The 21,319-nt window shown below is 44.5% G+C and carries 18 protein-coding genes; all 18 read right to left on the bottom strand.

What is annotated here, in order from left to right; genetic code table 11:
• Positions 1-31 precede the first annotated feature (31 nt).
• The 18 genes from metG to AC5SXE_RS08860 all read right to left on the bottom strand — a co-directional run bounded on the left by metG (position 32) and on the right by AC5SXE_RS08860 (position 21,299).
• The gene (gene metG, locus AC5SXE_RS08775) at positions 32-1,972 is read right to left on the bottom strand and encodes a methionine--tRNA ligase (protein WP_493917198.1); all 1,941 of its coding nucleotides are present in this window, start codon (positions 1,970-1,972) and stop codon (positions 32-34) included.
• Complete coding sequence (rsmI, locus tag AC5SXE_RS08780; RefSeq protein WP_493917199.1) at positions 1,962-2,810, bottom strand: 16S rRNA (cytidine(1402)-2'-O)-methyltransferase; 849 nt, start codon at positions 2,808-2,810, stop codon at positions 1,962-1,964. The genes metG and rsmI overlap by 11 nt, the downstream gene beginning before the upstream one ends.
• Positions 2,807-3,547, bottom strand: coding sequence for a tRNA1(Val) (adenine(37)-N6)-methyltransferase (locus tag AC5SXE_RS08785; protein ID WP_323721131.1), 741 nt, complete (start codon positions 3,545-3,547; stop codon positions 2,807-2,809). Before AC5SXE_RS08785 ends, rsmI begins: the two co-directional genes overlap by 4 nt.
• Positions 3,544-6,951, bottom strand: a complete 3,408-nt coding sequence (gene smc / locus AC5SXE_RS08790) for a chromosome segregation protein SMC (RefSeq protein ID WP_323720946.1) — start codon at positions 6,949-6,951, stop codon at positions 3,544-3,546. The genes AC5SXE_RS08785 and smc overlap by 4 nt, the downstream gene beginning before the upstream one ends.
• Complete coding sequence (locus AC5SXE_RS08795; RefSeq protein ID WP_310849046.1) at positions 6,926-8,422, bottom strand: Rne/Rng family ribonuclease; 1,497 nt, start codon at positions 8,420-8,422, stop codon at positions 6,926-6,928. Before AC5SXE_RS08795 ends, smc begins: the two co-directional genes overlap by 26 nt.
• Positions 8,423-8,447: 25 nt before the next feature.
• Complete coding sequence (locus AC5SXE_RS08800; protein ID WP_323720945.1) at positions 8,448-9,032, bottom strand: TIGR03936 family radical SAM-associated protein; 585 nt, start codon at positions 9,030-9,032, stop codon at positions 8,448-8,450.
• Positions 9,029-10,822 carry a TIGR03960 family B12-binding radical SAM protein gene (locus AC5SXE_RS08805; protein ID WP_310849040.1) on the bottom strand — a complete coding sequence of 598 codons (1,794 nt, stop codon included), beginning with the start codon at positions 10,820-10,822 and terminating at the stop codon, positions 9,029-9,031. The genes AC5SXE_RS08800 and AC5SXE_RS08805 overlap by 4 nt, the downstream gene beginning before the upstream one ends.
• Positions 10,823-10,853: 31 nt before the next feature.
• Positions 10,854-11,951 (bottom strand): rod shape-determining protein RodA, encoded by a 1,098-nt coding sequence (gene rodA, locus AC5SXE_RS08810; RefSeq protein ID WP_493917200.1) that lies wholly within the window; start codon positions 11,949-11,951, stop codon positions 10,854-10,856.
• Positions 11,952-11,962: 11 nt separating this feature from the next.
• The gene (gene minE / locus AC5SXE_RS08815) at positions 11,963-12,232 is read right to left on the bottom strand and encodes a cell division topological specificity factor MinE (protein ID WP_303881273.1); all 270 of its coding nucleotides are present in this window, start codon (positions 12,230-12,232) and stop codon (positions 11,963-11,965) included.
• A gap of 38 nt (positions 12,233-12,270) precedes the next feature.
• On the bottom strand, positions 12,271-13,071 hold the full coding sequence (minD, locus tag AC5SXE_RS08820) for a septum site-determining protein MinD (protein WP_323720943.1): 801 nt from the start codon (positions 13,069-13,071) through the stop codon (positions 12,271-12,273).
• Positions 13,072-13,098: 27 nt separating this feature from the next.
• Entirely contained in the window at positions 13,099-13,740 is a 642-nt protein-coding gene (minC, locus tag AC5SXE_RS08825) for a septum site-determining protein MinC (RefSeq protein WP_310849030.1), read from the bottom strand.
• A gap of 2 nt (positions 13,741-13,742) precedes the next feature.
• On the bottom strand, positions 13,743-15,476 hold the full coding sequence (gene mrdA / locus AC5SXE_RS08830) for a penicillin-binding protein 2 (protein WP_493917201.1): 1,734 nt from the start codon (positions 15,474-15,476) through the stop codon (positions 13,743-13,745).
• The gene (locus AC5SXE_RS08835) at positions 15,477-15,941 is read right to left on the bottom strand and encodes a hypothetical protein (RefSeq protein WP_310849027.1); all 465 of its coding nucleotides are present in this window, start codon (positions 15,939-15,941) and stop codon (positions 15,477-15,479) included.
• Positions 15,942-16,748, bottom strand: a complete 807-nt coding sequence (gene mreC, locus AC5SXE_RS08840) for a rod shape-determining protein MreC (protein WP_323720941.1) — start codon at positions 16,746-16,748, stop codon at positions 15,942-15,944.
• 40 nt (positions 16,749-16,788) lie between these two features.
• Positions 16,789-17,826, bottom strand: a complete 1,038-nt coding sequence (locus tag AC5SXE_RS08845) for a rod shape-determining protein (RefSeq protein WP_310849023.1) — start codon at positions 17,824-17,826, stop codon at positions 16,789-16,791.
• 84 nt (positions 17,827-17,910) lie between these two features.
• Positions 17,911-18,549, bottom strand: a complete 639-nt coding sequence (locus AC5SXE_RS08850) for an MBL fold metallo-hydrolase (RefSeq protein WP_493917202.1) — start codon at positions 18,547-18,549, stop codon at positions 17,911-17,913.
• A complete protein-coding gene (gene dtd, locus AC5SXE_RS08855) occupies positions 18,546-19,001 on the bottom strand; it encodes a D-aminoacyl-tRNA deacylase (protein ID WP_493917203.1) in 456 nt (151 codons plus the stop codon). Before dtd ends, AC5SXE_RS08850 begins: the two co-directional genes overlap by 4 nt.
• Before the next feature lie 6 nt (positions 19,002-19,007).
• Positions 19,008-21,299: a RelA/SpoT family protein gene (locus tag AC5SXE_RS08860; RefSeq protein ID WP_493917204.1), complete on the bottom strand. Its 2,292-nt coding sequence runs from the start codon at positions 21,297-21,299 to the stop codon at positions 19,008-19,010.
• Between the last annotated feature and the right edge of the window lie 20 nt (positions 21,300-21,319).

Here is a 21,319-nt window from a genome sequence, read left to right on the forward strand (position 1 = left end):
ACAGTTACAACTCCCTTAAATTATTATCGTCTCAATGTACCCGGCTTCCCAAGGGTATGTCTTCGTTGTCCACAGTAAGGAGCGCTAGTTGGGATCCATCCGGAGACTCCGCAGCCAAAAGCATCCCATTGCTCACAATTCCTCGAAGCTTAGCGGGCTTCAAGTTGCATATCACCACAATTTTTTTGCCTACAAGGTCCTCTGGGGAATAAAATTCCTTTATACCTGCAACTATCACCCTTCGCTCATATCCAAGATCAATCGACAGCTTATAAAGTTTATCGGCTCCGGGGATGTGATCAACGGCAACGATCTTTGCCACTCTAAGTTCAACTTTTTTGAAATCATCGATCGATATTTCGTCTTCGTGTTCTCCGGGATCTGGTTGTAAGCCTTTTTTGGAATCTCTTTCCGCTTTTTCAACAGCCCATTTTTTTAAATCGATGCGAGGAAAAAGGACATCCTTTTTACTGATGGCCGTACCCGCTGGAAAGGGCCTGTCTATTGTTTCAAAGCTATCCATAGAAAGTTTATCCTTTAGGCCGAGCTGTTCCCATATCTCAAACGATTTTTCAGGCATAAAGGGAGCAACAAGAAGGGCTATGTTTTTTAAAGCTTCGCACAAGTTGTACAACACGTTGCTCAAACGATCCTTTTCGCCTTCCTCCCCCAATTTCCAGGGCATAGTTACGTCTATATACTTATTGGCTAAACTAATATAACCCCATATCTCCCTTAAAGCCTCATCATAGGCAAAACGAGACATGTAGCTGTCAAATTTTTGCATCAGTCTTTTAACTGCTTCTTTTCCTATCTCGGCATCTTCCTTGGTGGGCTCAAGCATGGGTTCTGGCACAATTCCACCGAAATATTTTACAACCATCTGTAACGTTCTAGATAGCAAATTCCCTAGATCGTTCGCCAAATCGAAATTGATCCTCTGCACCAACGCCTTTTCCGAAAAGTCTCCGTCCAAACCGAAGGACACCTCTCTCAGCAGGAAGTAGCGAAAGGGATCGACGCCGTAAATCTCGATAATTTCAAAGGGATCCACGACGTTGCCTTTGGATTTGGACATCTTTTCTCCTTCAACAGTCCACCATCCGTGAGCGAAGACCTGTTTAGGAGGATTAACCCCAAGCGCCAGAAGCATAGCAGGCCATACCACGCTATGAAAACGAAGTATATCCTTGCCAACCAAGTGATGCACTACGGGCCAATATTTCCTCCACCTTTGTTCGTCCTCGGGATATCCACAAACTGTCAAGTAATTTATAAGGGCATCAAACCAAACGTATACTACATGAGCGTCATCACCCGGTATTGGTATTCCCCATTTTAAGGTTGTCCTAGATACGGACTGATCTTTCAGGCCCATCCTTATGAAACTAACTATCTCGTTGTAGCGAGACTCAGGCAAGATCGCCGTAGGGTTATTCTCGTAAAACTCAAGAAGCGGCTGCTCATACTTGGACATGCGAAAGAAGTAGCTTTCCTCAGTCATCTTTTCCAAAGGTCTCTTGCAGTCCGGGCAGATCTTGTCTTCGCCCAATTGACTTTTCGATACATAGGTTTCGCAGGGGACACAATACCAACCTTCGTATGTTCCCTTGTAGATATCGCCTTGGTCCATAAGTTTTTTAAAAATGTATTGCACTACTTCGATGTGCCTTGGTTCAGTAGTCCTTATGAAGTCGTCATTAGAAATGTTTAGTTTCTCCCATAGCTTTTTGAAATTTTGGACGGTCCTGTCGGCCAACTGCTGAGGTGTCACGCCTTCTTTTTGAGCTGCCTGCTGAACCTTTTGACCATGTTCGTCAGTACCGGTCGAGAAAAGAACGTCAAAGCCGTGCATCCTCTTATACCTGGCCATCACATCGGCAGCCACCGTTGTGTAAGCATGACCAATGTGAGGAACATCGTTCACGTAATAAATGGGAGTTGTGATATAAAAGCAACTTTCACGATTCATCTTTTTCCTCCTCCAATCTTTCTTGATCCAAGACGAATTTTCTGACTAGATTTTTCTTTATACCATAGCTTTCGGATAGCGTTTTTGCAACATCTTTTAGTGGCATACCGCAATTTCGCAAATGAGTGGCCACTTTTTGCCAAGATTCGTCCTCTTCTTTTTGAAATACATCTTGAGAACCATCCACCACAAGTGTCAGCTCTCCTTTTATCCCTTCGGCTTCTTTTAAGAGTTCAGACAGCAAGCCGCGACGGCATTCCTGATGTAATTTGGATATCTCCCTAATCAGGGCGGCTCGTCTGTCGCCCCACACTCCGATGATATCCGACAAATCGCGCTTTAATTTGTGGGGGGCAACGTAAAAAATTGAAGTGAAGGCAAGCTCCTTCAAGGAAACCAAAAATTTCCGCCTTGCACCTCTCTTGTCCGGAAGAAAGCCCAGAAAAAAGAAACGATCCATTGGGAGACCTGACATGATAAGGGCTGGCAAAATAGCAGATGGTCCTGGCAGCGCGTCAACTTCAAATCCAGCCTTTATTGCCTCTGACACCAAGATGTACCCCGGATCAGATATGCAGGGGGTACCAGCATCGGAGATCAGAGCTATCTTTAACCCTTTGCTCAACATATCTAGGACTTCTTTCGTACGACTTCTTTCATTATGTTCGTGATAAGAAAGCGTTTTGACCTTAATGTCGTAATAGTTAAGGAGCTTCATGGTGCGTCTCGTATCTTCACAAAGCAGGACATCTGCAGTTTTTATCGTCTCAAGCGCTCTTAAAGTTATATCTTTTAAATTGCCGATGGGCGTGGGTACGACAAAAAGGGGCACCGTCATTCACCTATTTTGTAAGCCGAAAGAAGTTCGGGCGTGTAATTTCCAGTTTCGTCACAGATATATAGAGGTGGTTCTATACGTGTTCCTCGGCCGGCGTTCCTCCTGGCCTCAACCAAGACTACCGAGGCCTCCCTTCCCGGTTTAGGGTACACGGATTTGAGCCTTTTAAGCGGCATCCGACTCTTTTCAAGAAAGTAGCAAAGCTCTGAAATGCGCTTTGCCCTCAATATGAGATAAAGTCTCCCCTTGTCCTTTAACAAGTAAAATGACGCCTTTATTACATCTTCGAGCGTGCAGGCGATCCCTTGCCTTGAGATGGCCAGATTTCGTTTGGGACTGATCCTGCTTCCAGAAATTTCGTTATAAGGGGGGTTAACCACGACAACGTCAAAGGATTGGGTTGGGTAAAGGGCGTGTATCTTTCTTATATCCCCCACTTCAAATACCACACGATCGCTAAGGACGTTAATAGCCGCATTTTCTTTGGCCATCTTTATCAGATCTTCTTGAATGTCAATGGCCCTTATTAAGGGAACTTTGGGCCATCTTTTAGCCAGGATCAAGGCCACTGCTCCGCTAGCCGTGCCCAGCTCGATAACGTTGTCATCGTTTTTGAGTTTTACAAACCAAGACAACAATATCGTATCTACAGATATGCGTGGCCCGTGCAAGGGTTGGCGCATCTTTAATTTTCCATAAAGTATGTCATCAAAAGTGCTCTCTATCAATGGAATCATTCCCACTCAGAAAGTTTTACTCCTATTACCTTAGACAATCCTGGCTCCTCTAAGGTAACACCATACATTATGTCTGCTTTCTCCATGGTTAACCTTCTATGAGTAATTGCCACTATCTGGATGTTTTGCGAATACTCCTCCACCAATTCAGCAAAACGCCTTAGGTTAGCTTCATCCAAAGAAGCATCAACTTCATCTAAGATAGCCAAGGGAACAAGAGCTTCCTCCATGGTCGAAAAAAGATAAGCTATGGCCGTAAGGGAGCGCTCACCTCCGGAAAGCTGGGCTAAACTTTGAGGACGCTTTCCAGGTGGCCTGGCTGAAATATCTACGCCTGAATTCCAAAGGTCAAATTCATCGCTCATCGCAAGATGCGCTTCGCCACCTCCGAATAGCCTGACGAATATCGCGTTAAAACGTCGGTTTATCGCGCTTAAAGCTTCTTCGAACAAAATACCCGCCTGTCTGTCCGTATCTTCTATCATTGATTCGAGCTCTTTTTTAGCCACGCACACATCGTTATGTTGTTCCGACAAATAAGAAATGCGTGCTGCCAAGGACGCATCTTCGGACAAAACACCGTTGTCTACATCAAAAAACTGAGCAAGCTCATGCTGTATCTTCTTGGTCTTCGTCTTAAGGCTCTTTATTTCATCGTCGTCAACGCAGGATACTTCCTTTATTTCGCTGCCATCGTTTTCCTCAAGCTTTGCCTTTTGTTCAAACAGGTTTTTCAACTTTTCTTCCAATAAAGAACTTTCAACTTCAAGTCGTTTATATCGATCTTTGGCTCTTTCGCGCTTTGAAGATATCTTACGCGCTAACTTCCCGGCCTTCTCTCTTTCTTTCTCTAACGCTTTTATCTCCTCTTCAAGCATCCTCTGTTCATGCCACAGATTTTTATAGACTGACGCCTCCTTGGAAATCTTAAAACTGTAATCCGTGATTAAATTTTCGGCCTTAATCGCTTCCTTTTGCCTCGTAGATATGTAGTCCTCGATGGAGGACAGCTCTTCCTGAACCTTCTTTAAAACATCTTGACGTCCTTTTATCCTCTCTTGCATCACTTCTATTTCTCTAGTCAGCACGCTTAAGTCGTCCTGCAATTTATCGTTTAAATCTAATTCCTTCATTTCTGCAATTTCAGAAATTGCTTTTTGAAGCCCCAAGTTGTGCTCGCTCAAACGAGAGATACACTCGCGAATTTCTTTTTTCAATTTTGAAATTTCAACATCAAGTCCGGCAATCTTTTCGCTATCACTTTCTAGCAATGTCATTGTTTTTTCTCTTTTTCCCTTAAGACTGTTTACTAAATCTAATTTTGCTTGAGTCTCATCTTTTAAAGATATCTCTCGTTTTTCTTCTCTGGTTAACGCAAGATTTAACTGTTTTATTTCTCCTCGAAGGGTTTTAATTGCATTTATTTTTTCTCTCAGAGAATTTTTAAGATCTAACACATTTTTTGAGGGCTCGACCACACCTCCACCCGATATTGTCCCGCTAGGTAAAAATACCTCCCCTTCCAGGGTAACCACGGGAAAGGCTTTATGCGTCCTTGAGATCTGAGCTCCCCTTTCATAATCTCTTACGAGCAGCAAGTTTCCAAGAAGATGCATGACTCCCTTATCCCACTTGGCATCGTAATCAATTAGTTCAATTAACCAACCAATCACATCTGTCCCGTTAGGTGAGAAATTTAAGGCTTTCCTCCGCGGATTAGCTCTATTTAAAGGCAGGAAGGTGGCTCTTCCCACGTTTGCCTTCTTTATATAGTCGATACACTTGTGGGCACTGTCTTCGTCATGTACCAGTATCCAAAACTGCCTGCCACCCAAAAAAGATTGCAAGGCAACAATGTACTCCTTCGGACAAGATATAACATCCACAAATGCCTTGAAATCTACGTTTAGCTTTCCGAGCCTTTTGGCTGCCAATAGAAATTCTACCGGTCTAGGATAAGCCCCAGAAGCCAGCATGTCCTTTATTCTTTCGATATCAGAGCTTAGTTTGATCTCTTCTTTCCTTCTAAACTGCAACTCAGAGGCTAAATTTTGGACCTGAGCAAAGGCCTTAGAGCGCTCTGACGATAAATCCTCAAAGGCCTTCTCTTCCACATGTAAGTGGAAATCAATCTCCTTTAAAGTCTCTTCATATTTCAACAGCTCTTTTTGAATATTTAGCCTTTGGGCCACCAAATCACCGTAGCTTTTCCCCATAAAACGGATCTTGCGCTTTAACTCTAGAGCAGCTGCCTCATGATAAGCTTTTTTTTCGAGCAGTTTTTCCTTGGTTATAGCAAGCTCCTTTATCTTTGAAATCTGCTCATTTATCATCAATCCCAATTCACTATATTGTTTTTTCCTCGCGTTTAACTCGCTACTTAAGTCCTCGATGACGAACTCTAGTTTTCCCTTCTCCGACTCAAGTTTTTGCATGGACCTACGAGCCACATCAATCTCTTTCTTTAATCGCAAGTAGAGGTCTTTTGTACTCTTACGTTCCAAAGATAAAGAAGACAATTTCTTCTTCAAATTTCTAACTTCTGCAGAAAGATTTAAAAGGTTTTCTTTATTTTCCTTATACTTGATCTCCAGGGCCTTGACTTTTTCTTCAAAAAAATTCAAGGCCCTTTCCCAAAGTAAAACCCACATCTCTGCAGCGAAACATTTGCGATTTATCTCTGTTTTGTGCGCTACATGAACCTCAAGGTCACGCAAAATTTTTGCGTATTCAAGCTCCTTCATCCTCTTTGTAATATTTTCCAAGGAATCTTGAAGCTCTTTCTTTCTCGTAGCCTTTAACACCTGTGGGTGAATATCATTTCGCCTACGTTTTAGCTCATCAATTAATGTTTTAAGTCTTCGTGCTTCCTCATCTACGCCAACAAGCTTTAAAAGCGCTTCTTCCCTCTTTTTGCGATAGGAAGCTATGCCAAATAGGAGTTCCAGGTTTTCTCTTCTGTCGTTGGGTCTTTGGTTTATAACTTCCAATACTTCACCCTGGCTTATGAAGGCAAAATCAATCCCCTCTAATCCCAAAAGGCGCTTTTCTTCTTCCATTTCATAGAGTCTGATCTTTTTTCCATCCACTATAAAGGTGGAGCCATTTTCATCAAGTATGCGCTTGAAGATTCGTGATTTGCCATCATGTTTAGCCACAAACGAAACCCATGCTTCCTTGGCCGGTGGCCACGAGGGACTTCCTTGAAAGAGCAAGTCGCTTTGCTTTGAGATTCTCAAGCGGGTCGGAGATTGTTCTCCCAATACCCATCTAACAGCATCCAAAATGTTGCTCTTCCCGCTCCCATTTGGACCCGCAATGACGGTTAATTTCCTCGATAGCAATATTTCTACATGCTCTCCGAAGCTTTTAAACCCCTTAAGGGCGATGCGCTCTATATACAACGAGATCTCCTTCTTCTTCAAGCAAGTTTATTTTGTATAGAGCTTGATCCAGGGCGCCTTGAAACTCTATTCGATATTTATCCCATGCCAGATCCTTTGATCCGACGATAAATATGGCTCGTCCAAGTTCCTCGACCCATTGGGACAAAAAAATTTCGCCGATATAGCATGCTATCGATGGATGAGCTTCTAGTATTAAAGCTTCCGTCCTACTTGATAATATCACCTTGCGCATAAAACGCTTTATGTCCATTGCGACTACGTCTTCTTTTAACACCCACCCCGTCGTGGAACAAAAAGGGCAAGGCCTGGTCATATAGGTTTTAAGGTCAGGCCTTGAGCGTTTACGAGTGATTTCTACCAGGCCAAGCTTCGTTACGCCGTAAACTTTGGATTTGTGTCTGTCTTCTCTAAAAAGCTGCTCCAGGCAATCCAAAAGCTTCTGTTTGTCTTCGGAATAGTCCATGTCTATGAAATCGACGATGACTATGCCTCCAATCGCTCGTAGTCTCAGCTGTCTTGCAATTTCTTTAGCTGCTTCAATGTTCGTCTCTAAAATTGTATGTCTCAAATCGCTGGTTCCCACATACTTGCCGGTGTTAACATCTATTACTGTCATCGCTTCCGCTTGATCTATAATCAAAAACCCACCTGAGGGAAGCCATAGCTTCCTTTCCAGGATGGCGCTGATCTCTCTTTCTATGTCAAAATACTCAAATATAGGAATGTTTTTATTATACAACTCAACGGTAGGATGAGTTTGGTTGGCATATTTAGCCACGTAATCCAACACTTGTTCGTAATGATCCGGGTCATCAACTATTATCCGAGAAACCCTTTCATCTAACTCGTCCCGAAGAACTCTCCCAAGCAAACCTGTATCGCGATATAAAAGAGAAGGCGTGGGCATTTTGGCGGCCAGATCCATTATTTCCTGCCATAGGCTTAGAAGCTCATCAATCTCTCCTCTTAAAGTTTCCTCATCGATCCCTGCCGCTGCAGTACGAATAATTATTCCAAAGCCTGGAGGCACGGATTGCTTGGCTAGTCCCTTCAGTCGCTCCTTCTCGCGAGCATCGTCAATGCGCCGAGAAACCCCCACCTCGCGAGCGCAGGGTAGCAATACAACATACCTTCCAGGCAAAGATATACGAGCAGTGACCCTCGGCCCTTTGTCCTTCCTTGCAACTTTTGTCACTTGAACAACTATTTCACCGTTGGGTTTCACGCTGACGTTCTTTGCGTCACCTAGGTACAAAAAGGCATTTCGTCCCTCGCCCAAGTTTACAAAGGCTGCGTTGATTCCGGGAAGGATGTTGTCGATCCTAGCCTTATATATCTCGCCCGCTCTTTGCCTTTCCCACATCCTTTCAGCAAAAAGCTCCACTAAACGCCCTTCTTCCAATATGGCAACTCGCGCTTCTTCCGGGTCTATGACGTTTGCTATGATATTTTTATCGCCATTGTTCAAAAACACTACCTCCTAAAACAGAAAGTCACAGAAGGGAAACTACGCTTTGTGCATGTAATCTTCCGAGTATCGTCCTTACAATTCTAATGTCCTTCCAAGAAGATATAACCCTTCTTTCAGAAAGTACTTTGACAAAAAGGGTGGGACTTACCTCATAAGGCCTTAGGAGCATTACCTCTATGCTATTTTCAATCGATGGAACAATCTTCGCCCATTCAACGAACTCTTTTAAAACAGCAAGGGCAGCGGTGACTTCTCCCATTGACCTAAATTGAAGTATGTACTGAGCAGCGTCACATAATTTGCTCAAAGAACGGCCTTCTGTGGGGCAGGCCTTTGTTACCTTCAAGCCTTTAGGCAGACATTTGTTCCAAGAAGTCAAATCGCAAGACGTCCATTGTTCTAGCCAAAAGTCCGCCAACTCACACAAAGAAAACACCCCGACCGGCAAAGGAGGACCCAGGCTTACCTTAGGATGGGGAGACATGCCTTCTGTGAAGACCTGCCTTAAACCTGCCCTCCTCAAAGACCTTGAAAACAGGGTTGGCATTTCCACGTGCGGAACGAAACATACCGTACCAGTCTTTTCATAGGTAATCCTAACCCTCATGGCGCACCCTCATCTGCAAAACACAATCTTTGCAGGCCGCATTCGTTACAACTGCTCCATCTACAATCCTCGGTCACTTCTCCTTCTAATGACTTGGTTCGCTCCAACCACAAAAATTCTTTCGTCACACCAACATCTACATGATCCCAAGGAAGGACTTCATCGTAAGAAAGTTGTCTTGCCGTTATTTTGTAGGGATCTACTCCGCAATCTTCTAATGCCCTTTGCCAAAGAGAAAACTTAAAGGTCTCTCCCCAGCCATCGAATCGTGCCCCATACTTCCAAGCCCTTTCTATGACGTCGCCCACCCTTTCATCACCTTTTGCTATTACCGCCTCGATAAAACTTTGAGTAGGTTCGTGATAACTAACCGATATGTTTCTCTCGCGGAACCGGCTTTTAATCCAAAGCCCCTTATTTTTAAGCTCATCTATAGAATCCTGGGGCTCCCACTGGAAAGGGGTATGTGCTTTTGGTACAAATCCAGCTATCGAAGCCGAAATGGAAGCCCTTTTATTAAAGGATCGACCAATAGAATAAGCAAGTCGTGTAACATCAACTATGCCTTGAAGATCTTCATCTCTTTCCGTGGGCAACCCCATCATGAAATAAAGTTTAACCCTGTTCCATCCTGCTTCAAAGACTGTCTTCAACGTGTTTTTTATATCCTCTTCCGTGACGCCCTTGTTTATTACGTTTCTCAAGCGTTGAGTCCCCGCCTCCGGAGCAAATGTAAGACTCTTTTTCCTCATGTTCTCCAACTTTAAAGCTATATCGACTGCCTTCTCATCCATCCTCAAGCTTGGAAGGTTTAGGATCGCCTTGTTTTCTGACAGAAAAGGGCTCAAATTATCCAAAACATCCTCAAGCCATGGATAATCGCACGTTGAAAGAGAAACTAGACCTAACTCTTCGTAGCCACTCTTGGAAAGAATTTTTTTCGCTAACCGGCACACCTCTTCGGGATTTCTATAGCGCACCGGCCTGTAGATCATTCCTGCCTGGCAGAACCTGCAACCCCTTGAGCAACCTCTGAAAACCTCGACCGAGGCGCGGTCATGTACTATTTTATCCGAAGGCACAATACAACCTTCCGGAGCGAATGCCCTTTGTAAAGACAGTATTCTTCTTTTAACGCTTTTATTTGGGCCGGAAATCATGGGCACGTAGCATCCGTCGATCTCGGAAAGCAACTTCAATTTTTCATGCCTCTTCAGTAAACGACTCTCCGACAGCAAAGTTAAGAGCTCTACAACCAACTCCTCCCCATCGCCCATGCAAAAGACGTCGATGAAAGGAGCGTAAGGCATTGGAGCCAAAGCCCCCGGACCCCCCGCGATGATTATTGGATCACCCTCGCTACGATTCACAGAACGCAAGGGAATGAAGGACAAATCAAGCATAGTCAGGATGTTGGTAGCATTCAACTCATACTGCAGAGTAAAACCAATGACATCAAAACTTTTTAGGGGGCGTTTCATCTCCAAGGATATCAAGGGTTCCCGGTCATTTAAAAGCAATTTTTCCATATCCGGCCAAGGAGCATAGGCCCTGTCTACATCGGCTATATCAAGGGATTTAACTAAAAAATATAAAATTTGATATCCCACATAACTCATACCAACTTCATAAACATCGGGATATGCAAGACAGAGGTTGATGAGATCTTCCTCGCCACTTTTGGGCGGCAATGTTCCCCATTCCCCTCCTATATATCGCGAGGGCCTCTTCACCTGAGTAAGATAATCCCACCGTCTATCCCAATGCAAATCCAACGAAAGATCTTCCATTTGATCCCCTCGCAAAAAGCCAAAGTTTTTACTATTCATATCTTTTAGGGAAATCTAGACAGGCGCTCAAAAGGAGTCCTAAGGCGCTGCTTATCGTAATAAGTGAGCTTCCCCCATAACTCATGAAAGGCAGAGCAAGACCCGTCACGGGCATTAACCCCACGCTCATGCCCACGCTCTCAAATACATGAAAAATGAGCCAGCCGGAAAAGCCACCGGCAAAGATTTTGACTCTCACATCCTTGCTTTTTAAGGCTATAAGAACGATTCTCCAGATAAGAAAGGCAAATAGCGCAAGCGCTATTAAACTGCCTATAAACCCAAATTCTTCGGCAAAAACGCCAAATATAAAATCAGTGTGCGGTTCCGGCAAAAATTGCAGTTTGCTTTGCGTCCCCTGCAAAAAACCTTTCCCGAAAATACTGCCCGAACCAACAGCTATTCGAGATTGAATCACATTATATCCCGCACCTAAGGGGTCAAGGTTGGGATTCAAAAACGCCAAAATTCGAAGTTTTTGATAATCCTTAAGAAATGCCCACATTAGAGGTAATGCGGCAAGGCCTGAAGCAAACAGGGCCAAAAAATATTTTTTCGGCGAACCGCACGACCAAAGGCAGGACAACGTAATGACGCCATAAACTATTGACGTGCCCAGGTCGGGCTCCAACAGGATCAACACGCCGCTTGCACCAGACAGTGCGAAAACTTTTAGCAATCTTCCAGGGGTGTTCGCCCCTTCCCGAGCCAAAAATCGAGCCAGAGTTAAACATAATATGAGCTTGCCTGCCTCGGAAGGCTGAAGGGCAAAGTTCCCAACGTAAAGCCATCTATGCGAGCCGCGCGTTGCGTCTCCTAAAAACAGAAGCACTACCAAAACAAAAATGAGTCCGCCATATAGAAAGTAAGACCAGTTAAATAGCCTTTTTACGCCGAGACAAAAGAAGACAACCAAAGAAACGGCAGCTATGAGGCCATTAATTAACTGCTTTTCGACAAAAGCGAACCCTTGCCGGTAGGTTGCACTATATATCGTTACAATGCCAAGGACGTACAATATTATAACAACTAACAGAAGTGGCAAATCGATCAAACCAAATATTTGGGGCAATTTACCACGCTTAACCATCTATTCCTTATCTATTTTGCACTTGATAAATATCTTTTTACGTTTTTAACGGGTATATTTGCCACCAGGGCAACAGCGCGGTCTTCCTTTTCAAGGCCTAGCTCGATGCGTTCATCGTCCACTTCAAGATAGTTGCATATAACTTTTATCAGCTCGGCTCTCAATTGCTCCAACAACTCTGGAGCAAGATCGGTCCTATCGTGAATCAAAACGAGCTGAAGGCGCTCCTTGGCTTGATTTTTTGTCTTATCTTTTCCAAACCATCTTTCCAAAAAAGCCATATTCCATGCCTCCAAATTTACGTCTAATAATTATAAAGCTAGAGTCCCAAAAACTTCTTGATGCGCCCCAACATACCCTTACTGTTCACGTACTCAAGCTCGTCGAAGGGTATCTTTTCGCCGAGAAGGCGCCTGGCGAGATTGCTAAACGCCCTTGCAGCTGGACTGGTGGATTCTAACGTCAAAGGCTCTCCTTTGTTGGTGGAAATAATCACCGTTTCATCCTCAGGGACGATGCCAATCAGGTTGACGGATAGTATTTCAACCACATCCGATATGTCTAGCATATCACCCCTTTTGATCATCTTCGGGGAAAGCCTGTTGATGACCAAAGAAATGCTCTCTTTTTCCATGGATTCCAGAAGTCCAATGATGCGATCGGCATCCCTCACGGAAGATATCTCAGGAGTAGTGACGACAAGAGCTTCTTGAGCCGGAGCTGCAGCGTTTTTAAAACCGCTTTCTATACCCGCCGGGCTATCGATGAGAACGAAATCAAACTCGCTGGAGAGCATAGAACAAATTTCACACATCTGCTCCCAAGTTACTGCATCCTTCGTCCTCGTCTGCGCTGCAGGAAGGAGGTATAAATTTTCGATTCTCTTATCGCGAACCAGGGCTTGGTTTAACCGACAGGCTCCTTCAATGACATCAACAAGAGTGTATACTATTCTGTTTTCAAGACCCATTACCACATCCAGGTTCCTTAAACCGATATCGGCATCGACAGCAACGACTTTCATGCCGATTTTAGCCAGTTCAACGGCAAGGTTGGCAGCCGTGGTAGTTTTACCAACCCCCCCTTTGCCCGATGTTATAACTATAGTTCTCGCAGCCAATGCACCCGCCTCCCTGAAACGCTGACTTTAAATTTCTTTAAAAATTAGCGTGTTTTCTTGAGCATAAATCAACGTGGATTTACCCCAGTAAGAGCTGTTTCTCTCGATGCTACTATATAACTTTCCTATCCTAACTTGATTTGATTCAAAGACCTTTGCCAAAATATGTGCCTCTTCATCTCCTTGACAACCTGCATGAACAACTCCCTGAAGCTTGCCCCATATCCAAATATTTCCCGATGCCCAAACTTCTGAGCCGTCGTTTACGTTTCCTATGATGAAGACATCGCTATCATGTTCTACTTTCTGTCCAGACCTGAGCGATTTATATATGAACAACCCTCTGCCCCTAGAACCCTTATAACTTGGATACTCCTCTATGCAAAACCCGGCCGTTTTCAAAAATTTTCTTGTCTTGGGATCATAGGATCTCCATACAACATTCTTTGCTCCAGAGGGCCAAACTAGGTTCCTTAAAATAGCAATAATTTCCTCTTCGTCGCTTTCTCTGCCTTGAAGGTCAATGACCAAAGAACTGTCATACATTATGCGGCCGCTTTCCTTCAAAACTTCATCACACATCTTTTCGATCTTCATTATACCTTCATCTTCCGGGAAAATACACCGTATGCCTTCCTTTGTACCCTTTAAAAGGATGTACGACTCCATGTTCACTCCCCTCTTTCATTCAACAAAAAGGCCAAAATCTCTCCCGCAAGGGGAGCCACCTTCCTGCCTCCTGATTCTCCTTCCTCAAGCAAGACAACTGCCACATATTTGGGAGAGGCGGCAGGAGCATAACCAACGAATAAAGCATCGTTTTTATTCCGCGACGTCTGAGCTGTTCCTGTCTTACCGGCTATTTCAACCCCGTACCTTCCGGCCGAACGCCCAGTGCCAGCTTTTACCACCTGCTCCAATCCTCGCCTAACTACGCTTAAAACTTCTTCATTTACTGATATATATTCCCCATCGACCGCATCTGTTTTAAGCAACCTGGGCTTGGGTAAAAATCCACCATTCGCTATACTTGCATAAGCCCTCGCGAGCTGTATCGGCGTAACCAACACAAATCCCTGACCGATAACATAATTAGCAGTGTCACCAAGATACCACGCCTCGCCAAGAACTGTCTTTTTCCACTTACGTCCAGCCAGGTTTCCGGGGACCTCTCCAGGCAGTGGTATTCCCGTAATTCTTCCAAAACCTAACTTGTAAGCCCACTCGGACAATACGTCAACCCCCAATTTTAAGCCGACTTGAAAGAAGAAAACATTGCAGGAATCCCTTAAAGCACCTACGACGTTTTCGGTACCGTGCCATTTAACGCAGCGAAACCTCCTGTTGCCCACCTCGAAATAGCCTGGACAGTACAGCTTAGTATTTTGTGTGATTACACCTTCTGACAGTCCGGATATTGCAGCTACAATTTTAAAAGTAGAAGCTGGTGAATAAAGACCACTTATGGCCCTATTCATCATGGGATAGGAAGTGTCTTGGGTCAAGGCTCTCCATTCAAAGTCTCTCAAACCCCAGACCATAGGATTCGGATCATATGAAGGAGTCGAATAAAGCACCATTATGTCGCCATTGTGTACATCCATCACAACGACTGCTCCACGTTGATCCTCCATTAAAGTTGAAACTTTTTGTTGAGCTATCAAATCTATGGTAAGTGAAACGTTTTCGCCCTGCTTCGGCTGCTTTTGGTCCAATTTGCGAACCAGCCTTCCCCTTGAGTCCACCTCAATGGCTTCGCCACCCGGTTGTCCGCGCAAAACTTTTTCAAATTCCGCCTCAACTCCCGCCTTTCCAATTTCATCGCCACCCTGATACCCTTCGCTGCCATATTTTTTTAACTCTTCTTTATTAATGCTCCCGATGTAACCTACAACGTGTGCTACCACGTCTCCTGCCGGATAAACTCGACGCCATTGGGAGACGGGAACCAATTCCTGCGGAAAGTCGGGGTCTGCCACTATGGAAGCCATTTGAGCAAGCGTCAAATTATTGACCAAAGCCACCGACCTGTAGGGTACCGTGTATTGCCCTTTTAACATCTCTTTGAGTTCCTCGGGAGTTTTGATGATCCCATGTCTCCTAAAAAAAGAAGCAATCCTTTCAATAGTTTCATCCTTTTGAATGGCGAGAGGATAACCCTGGATAGAAAAGGTCCTCAAACTTACAGCTAAGGGAATCTGGTTAGCATCATAAATGGTTCCCCTCTGTGGAGTGAGCCTGATTACCCTCAATCTATTTTCAGTGGCCAGTCTAACGTAATCGTCGCCATGCAATACTTGAAACTGAAACAGAGCAACTGCCAGAAGAATAAGGGTGCCGAAAAGCAAATACATCCAAGATAAGAGGCGTTTATCAATTATGATGGGACGATCAAGCCGCTTCAATCAGTCCATCTCCTCACGTAACAAACGAGCATGTACAAAGAGGCAAAAGATCAGTGCGCCTATTTGCTTCATCATAAAGGAAAAACCGGGAAATAAGACCGTATTGCGGTATAATATCAACTCAATAAGAGAAGCACAAAGGTGTACCGAGAAAACGAGAAAAAACGCCACAGCGGGAGTCTTTGCAGCATGAGATACTGCTCCCCAGGCTATTTTAACGACGATCAAGCATCCAACGTACAGCATGGAAGTAAAACCTAGAGGAGCACCCCACCGCGCATCCCACAAAAGCCCACCGATAAAAGCGGCTACCAAGATTAAAACCTCGTTATAGCTTTCTTTAGTAAACAACATCCCCAAAGCCAAGATATACATATCCGGGACAGCCATAAAAGGGGTTATGAGGGCCCTCAATAAGTCCTGTGCAATCCATGAAATAACTATAACGAGCCACAAAGAAGGCACCTACATTACCTCCAAAATGGTGACTCTTCTCAACCGTGAGAAATTAACGTTTGGTTTTACCTTGTATGTCGTAAAATCCCCTACACTCATGTCCTCTTGCAGGCTTTCGATGGTGCCAACGAGTAATCCTGGAAGGAAGTTGCCCATAGCAAAGGCCGTTGTTACTTGTATATCGCTTGGCAGTGTAATATCTTTAGGCATGTAGTGTAAAATCATTTTGCCCTTACCATCACCTGAAAGCACGCCAATGTCTCTCGTATCATCGACAACTACCGGTATCCTTAAATCGGGCGAGGTTATCAGCTCAACAACGGATGTCGTGTCCTCGACCAGAAAAATTCTCCCTACAACATTTTCCCCGCTCAGTACAGGCATGCCACGCTTCACACCGTCTTTTCTCCCTTTATCGACAGTCATGTACCTCCACCACCAACCGGGATGCCTGTAAATTATCTTCGCCCTCAAAGCATTGCTATCTTCCTGAGAAGGAAGATAGGCCTGTGCAATTGCTTCATCTTGCTGTTCTCGCAACTTGTTGAGCTGCAATCTTAAGGCGATGTTCTCCCTTTGAAGCAAGTTTATCTCTTCTAAAAATGCTTCTTTTTCCTTGCTAATAATAAATATACCTTCGACCGTATCTCTGAGCACCACAGCGGGCAGCTCCAAGTACTTCGCACCCTTGTAAAATGTATTTCTAATTTTTAGGTCGAAACCGGCATTATACTCAAGTGCTGCCATAAGCACCATAGAAAAAGCCATGAGAACTATCGCGACTTGCCAGAACTCAGCTAACTTCCGATTCCGCACTAGGAAGTAGCACCTCTTTTTTTGAAAGTTATTTTTTGACTTAAATAGAAATCAAAACTCGTTTCATCTTTTCCAACTCATCCAAGACCTTTCCAATCCCTAAGGCCACAGCATAAAGCGGCTGCTCGGCACACATTACAGGAATATTTAAAGACAGCGAGAGTCGTTTGGACAAGCCCTTTAGCATGGCCCCTCCTCCAGTCAAAATTATTCCCCGCTCGACGATGTCCCGGACTAGTTCCGGAGAGGTACGCTCCAATGTCTCTCGTACTGTTTCTTCCATCCTCCTAATCAAGGGCTCTAAGGCTATCCTGACATCGGAAGAAGTAACAACCAATGTCTTAGGCAAACCGTTGCTCAGGTCACGCCCCTTGACCTCAATGGATAGTTCTTCATCCAGAGGACAAGCTGAACCCACAGAAATCTTTATTTCCTCAGCCGTAGCTTCGCCGATGCACATTTTAAAATTCTGCCGAAGTAATTCTACGATGGCTTCATCGATATCATCTCCGGCTACTCTCAAGGAAGAACTCTCAACTATTCCTCCCAAGGATAAAACAGCCACCTCTGTAGCGCCCCCCCCAATGTTCATGACCATAGATCCCTTAGGTTCGTGAATCGGCAATCCGGCGCCCAGGGCGGCAGCGAGGGGTTCTTCAATTATATAGGCCTCCCTTGCCCCTCCGCCCAAGCAGGCGTCTATTACCGCTTTTCTTTCCACCTCTGTAACACAAGCTGGAACGCTTACGATAACCCTGGGATGCGCGAAAAGCCGTCTCTCTCCATTGACCATTTTTATATAAAATTGCAGCATCGCTTCGGTCACGTCAAAGTTTGCAATTACGCCATGTCTAAGCGGTCTTAAGGTGATGATGCTCTGGGGCGTCTTGCCTATCATGTCCTTAGCACGCCTTCCGATGGCTATTATTTCATCCTTTGTGTTCGGTGATTTGCGATAAGCAATGACCGACGGTTCATCCGCCACAATGCCCTTCCCTTTTTGATAAACAACTACGTTGGCGGTCCCTAAATCTATGCCCATATCTCGAGCGAACAACCCCGATAAAAACCTAAACAAACGAACGAACCCCCTCTAATTAAATTAAGGTCACGTGAAACTTCGTCCTTCGGATCCTTGGGCCCTCGAGCAAACTGTATATATTCATTGTGCCTCTCTCGGCCAAAAGGGATTATTTCTTCTCTCCCTACCTAAAGTTGTCTCCGGCCCGTGCCCGGGAAAAATTCTTAAATCATCGGGCATGCCTTCCAATTTCATCAAAGATGACTCCAAGACGCTAAAATCTCCTCCAGGCAAATCAGTTCTACCCACGCTCAATGCAAAAATTGTGTCCCCGGAAAAAAGCGCCTTTTCATTGCCATGACTTGCCAAATAACAAACGCTTCCTGGGGTATGCCCCGGAGTGTGTATTACGAGGATAGAGATCGATCCCACCTTTATCTCATCTCCGTCTGAAAGCAAGTGGACAGGATAATCAACTTTTATATTTTCCCCCGTAAATTGAGAAAGATTTTTCATAGGATCGATAAGCATTTGGGCGTCCCTTTCGTGTATGGCTATAGGACAATTGTAACGCCTCCTCAAAGCGTTCAGCCCACCTATGTGGTCTGCATGTCCATGAGTCAAAAGAATCCACTCTAGCTTCAGGGAATTTCCATCAATAGTAGCCATAACGTCATCAGGATCTCCGCCTGGATCCACAAAAAAGGCCTTGCCTAGCTCATCGTATACTAAATAACCATTCGCAAGCAACGCTCCTAAAGGAAATCTCACAATCCTCACTTATTAAGCACCTCTTTGCTATCTAGTATCAAAGTAATGGGCCCATCGTTGCACAAGCTCAGCTTCATGTGTGCTTGAAAACGTCCCGTTTGCACATCGAGCCCGACTTTTTTTAATTCATGCAAAAACTCTTCGAAAAATTTATGGGCCAATTCCGGTAACGCCGCATTTGAAAAAGAAGGTCTTCTGCCTCTACTGCAATCTCCGAACAGCGTAAATTGGGATATAGCTAAAATCGAACCTTTTACATCAATCAATGAAAGGTTGAGTTTTCCTTCTGCATCAGGGAAAACCCTTAGATTAGGGATTTTGTTAGCCATATACCTCACATCTTCTGAGGTATCCTCTCTTGAAATCCCGACTAAAAGACATAGCCCGGGGCCTATTTCCCCAACGACGACATCATCAACTTCAACTCTTGCCCAAAGCACTTTTTGCAGAACAACGCGCATATCCTTTTACCCCCTCAGGACCATTAGCACTCCTTCAATAGAATTAATGCGTGCTATAATGCGATAAAGCTGTTCGACGTCTTTAACCTGAATTTCCATGTTCATCCTGGCTCTGCTTTCGTCTACAACATGAGCACTAATAGAAATGATGCTGCCCTCAGCAGCGCTTATGGCTTGTGTTACGTCAGCAAACAAACCAGCCCTATCGACTGCTTCTAGCCTGAGCCTAGTGGTATAAAAGGCTTTAGTCCTCTGCCCCCAAGAAACGACAACCCTTCGATCAGCAGATGTCCTTAATAAATTAGGGCAATCAGCCCTATGGACTGTTATTCCTCTAGTCGTGGTAACGTAACCTACAACTTGATCACCAGGCACAGGACAACAACAATGAGCCAGAGAAACCATAACCCCGCCCGTTCCTTCTACCATTATTTCAGAATCCGTTTCCTTCGTCTTGTCCTGGATAGGAACCTTAGCGGGGCCTTTTACCCTATATTGCTCGGCTTCAGTAAGCTTTGCGACAACGGCTGAAGGGGACATGTTTCCCTCACCAATAGCAACGAAAAGTTCCTCCTTATTGGACAAGCCGAAATCTCTGGCCACTTTATTTAAAGAACTTGACGATAATTCGATGTCAAAGTCTCTATATTCTTCGTGCTTGGTTAGTTCAGCCTGTAAGAGTTCGCGTCCCTTCTCCAGGCGCTCCTTCTTCTCGGTCTGTTCTATTGCCCTGAAATAAGCCCTGATCTTAGATTTAGCGCGGCTGGTGCTGACTATGCTCAGCCAATCTCTAGAAGGATGTCCTTGGGGGGAAGTGAGAATTCTTACGATATCTCCATTTTTAAGCTCATAACTCAAGGGTACGATACGACCATTTACCATCGCACCAACACATTTGCTGCCAATTTCCGTATGAATAGCAAAAGCGAAATCCAGGGGGGTGGCCCCTTTAGGCAACGATATTACATCACCTTTCGGGGTGAATACGAATACCTCCGTCGACAAAACATCGGCCTTTAAATTCTCCAAGAACTCGGAGGGCTCCGAAGTCTCGAGCTGAGTCTCTAAAACTTGCCTTATCCACGTCAATTTGGTATCTAAGTCATCTGGTTTTATTTGACCTTCTTTATATCTCCAATGGGCGGCGATCCCATATTCAGCTATCCAATGCATGTCCCATGTCCTAATCTGAACTTCCAGTGGTTCTCCGCTCGGCCCCACTACAGTAGTATGAAGTGATTGATACATATTACTTTTGGGATTAGCTATGTAATCGTCGAATTGACCCGGGATCGGCTTCCATATTGTATGCACTATACCTAAAACCTGATAACAATCCTCAACCGAGTTAGTTATCACCCTCAGAGCAAGAAGGTCATACATCTGTTCGACCGTGAGGTTCTTGCGCTTCATCTTCTCGTAAATACTATAAAAGTGCTTTGCTCTTCCCGTTATAAAGGCCTTTGTAGCTACTTCGTCTAATTTTTTAGATAAAATTTCTATAGCTTCCTTTATGATCGTCTCCCTCTCGGGAAGTTTTTTCCTTACCCTTCGCCGGATTTCATAGTACATATCTGGTTCCAGCACTTTAAAGGCCAAGTCCTCGAGTTCACGCTTCATATGATAAATTCCCAGTCGGTGAGCCAAAGGAGCATATATTTCCAGGGTCTCCTTCGCAATGCGAAGCTGTTTGTCCCTCCTTAAAACTTGAATGGTGCGCATATTGTGAAGCCTATCGGCCAACTTGATCAACACGACCCGAATGTCCTTAGCCATGACCAGGAACATTTTCCGCAAATTTTCAGCTTGATAATCCTCCATGGTTTTAAAGTCAATATTGCCAAGCTTGGTCACTCCATCTACCAAGAAGGCTACATTCGTGCCGAACTTTTCCTTAACTTCTTCAAACGTGGCATCGGTATCCTCTACCACATCGTGAAGTAGCGCCGCTACAAGAGTCTCTATATCTATATTTATGTCCGCAAGTATCCCTGCCACTGAGAGAGCATGTATGATGTAAGGTTCTCCTGTCACCCTTTTTTGTTTTTTATGTTTGTTCGCTGCAAACACGAAAGCTTCCCCTAAGAGTTTAAGTTTGTCCTTTTCGAGGTACTTTGCAGCCTTACTCCAAAGTTCTTGCCAAGCCAAACTGACAACAGTAGCCCTATCTTCTTCGGGAATGCGACCCATGAAGCTATCGCGCAATATTCTTAAAGCTCTTTCCATACCCTTAGAGGACGAAAGTGCTGGTTCACCTTGCTGGTAGCCAGATATCATGTGGCTTTCGCTACCTTCCATTATCATATTGCTCCCTTAAT

Source organism: Acetomicrobium sp., from assembly GCF_059026225.1.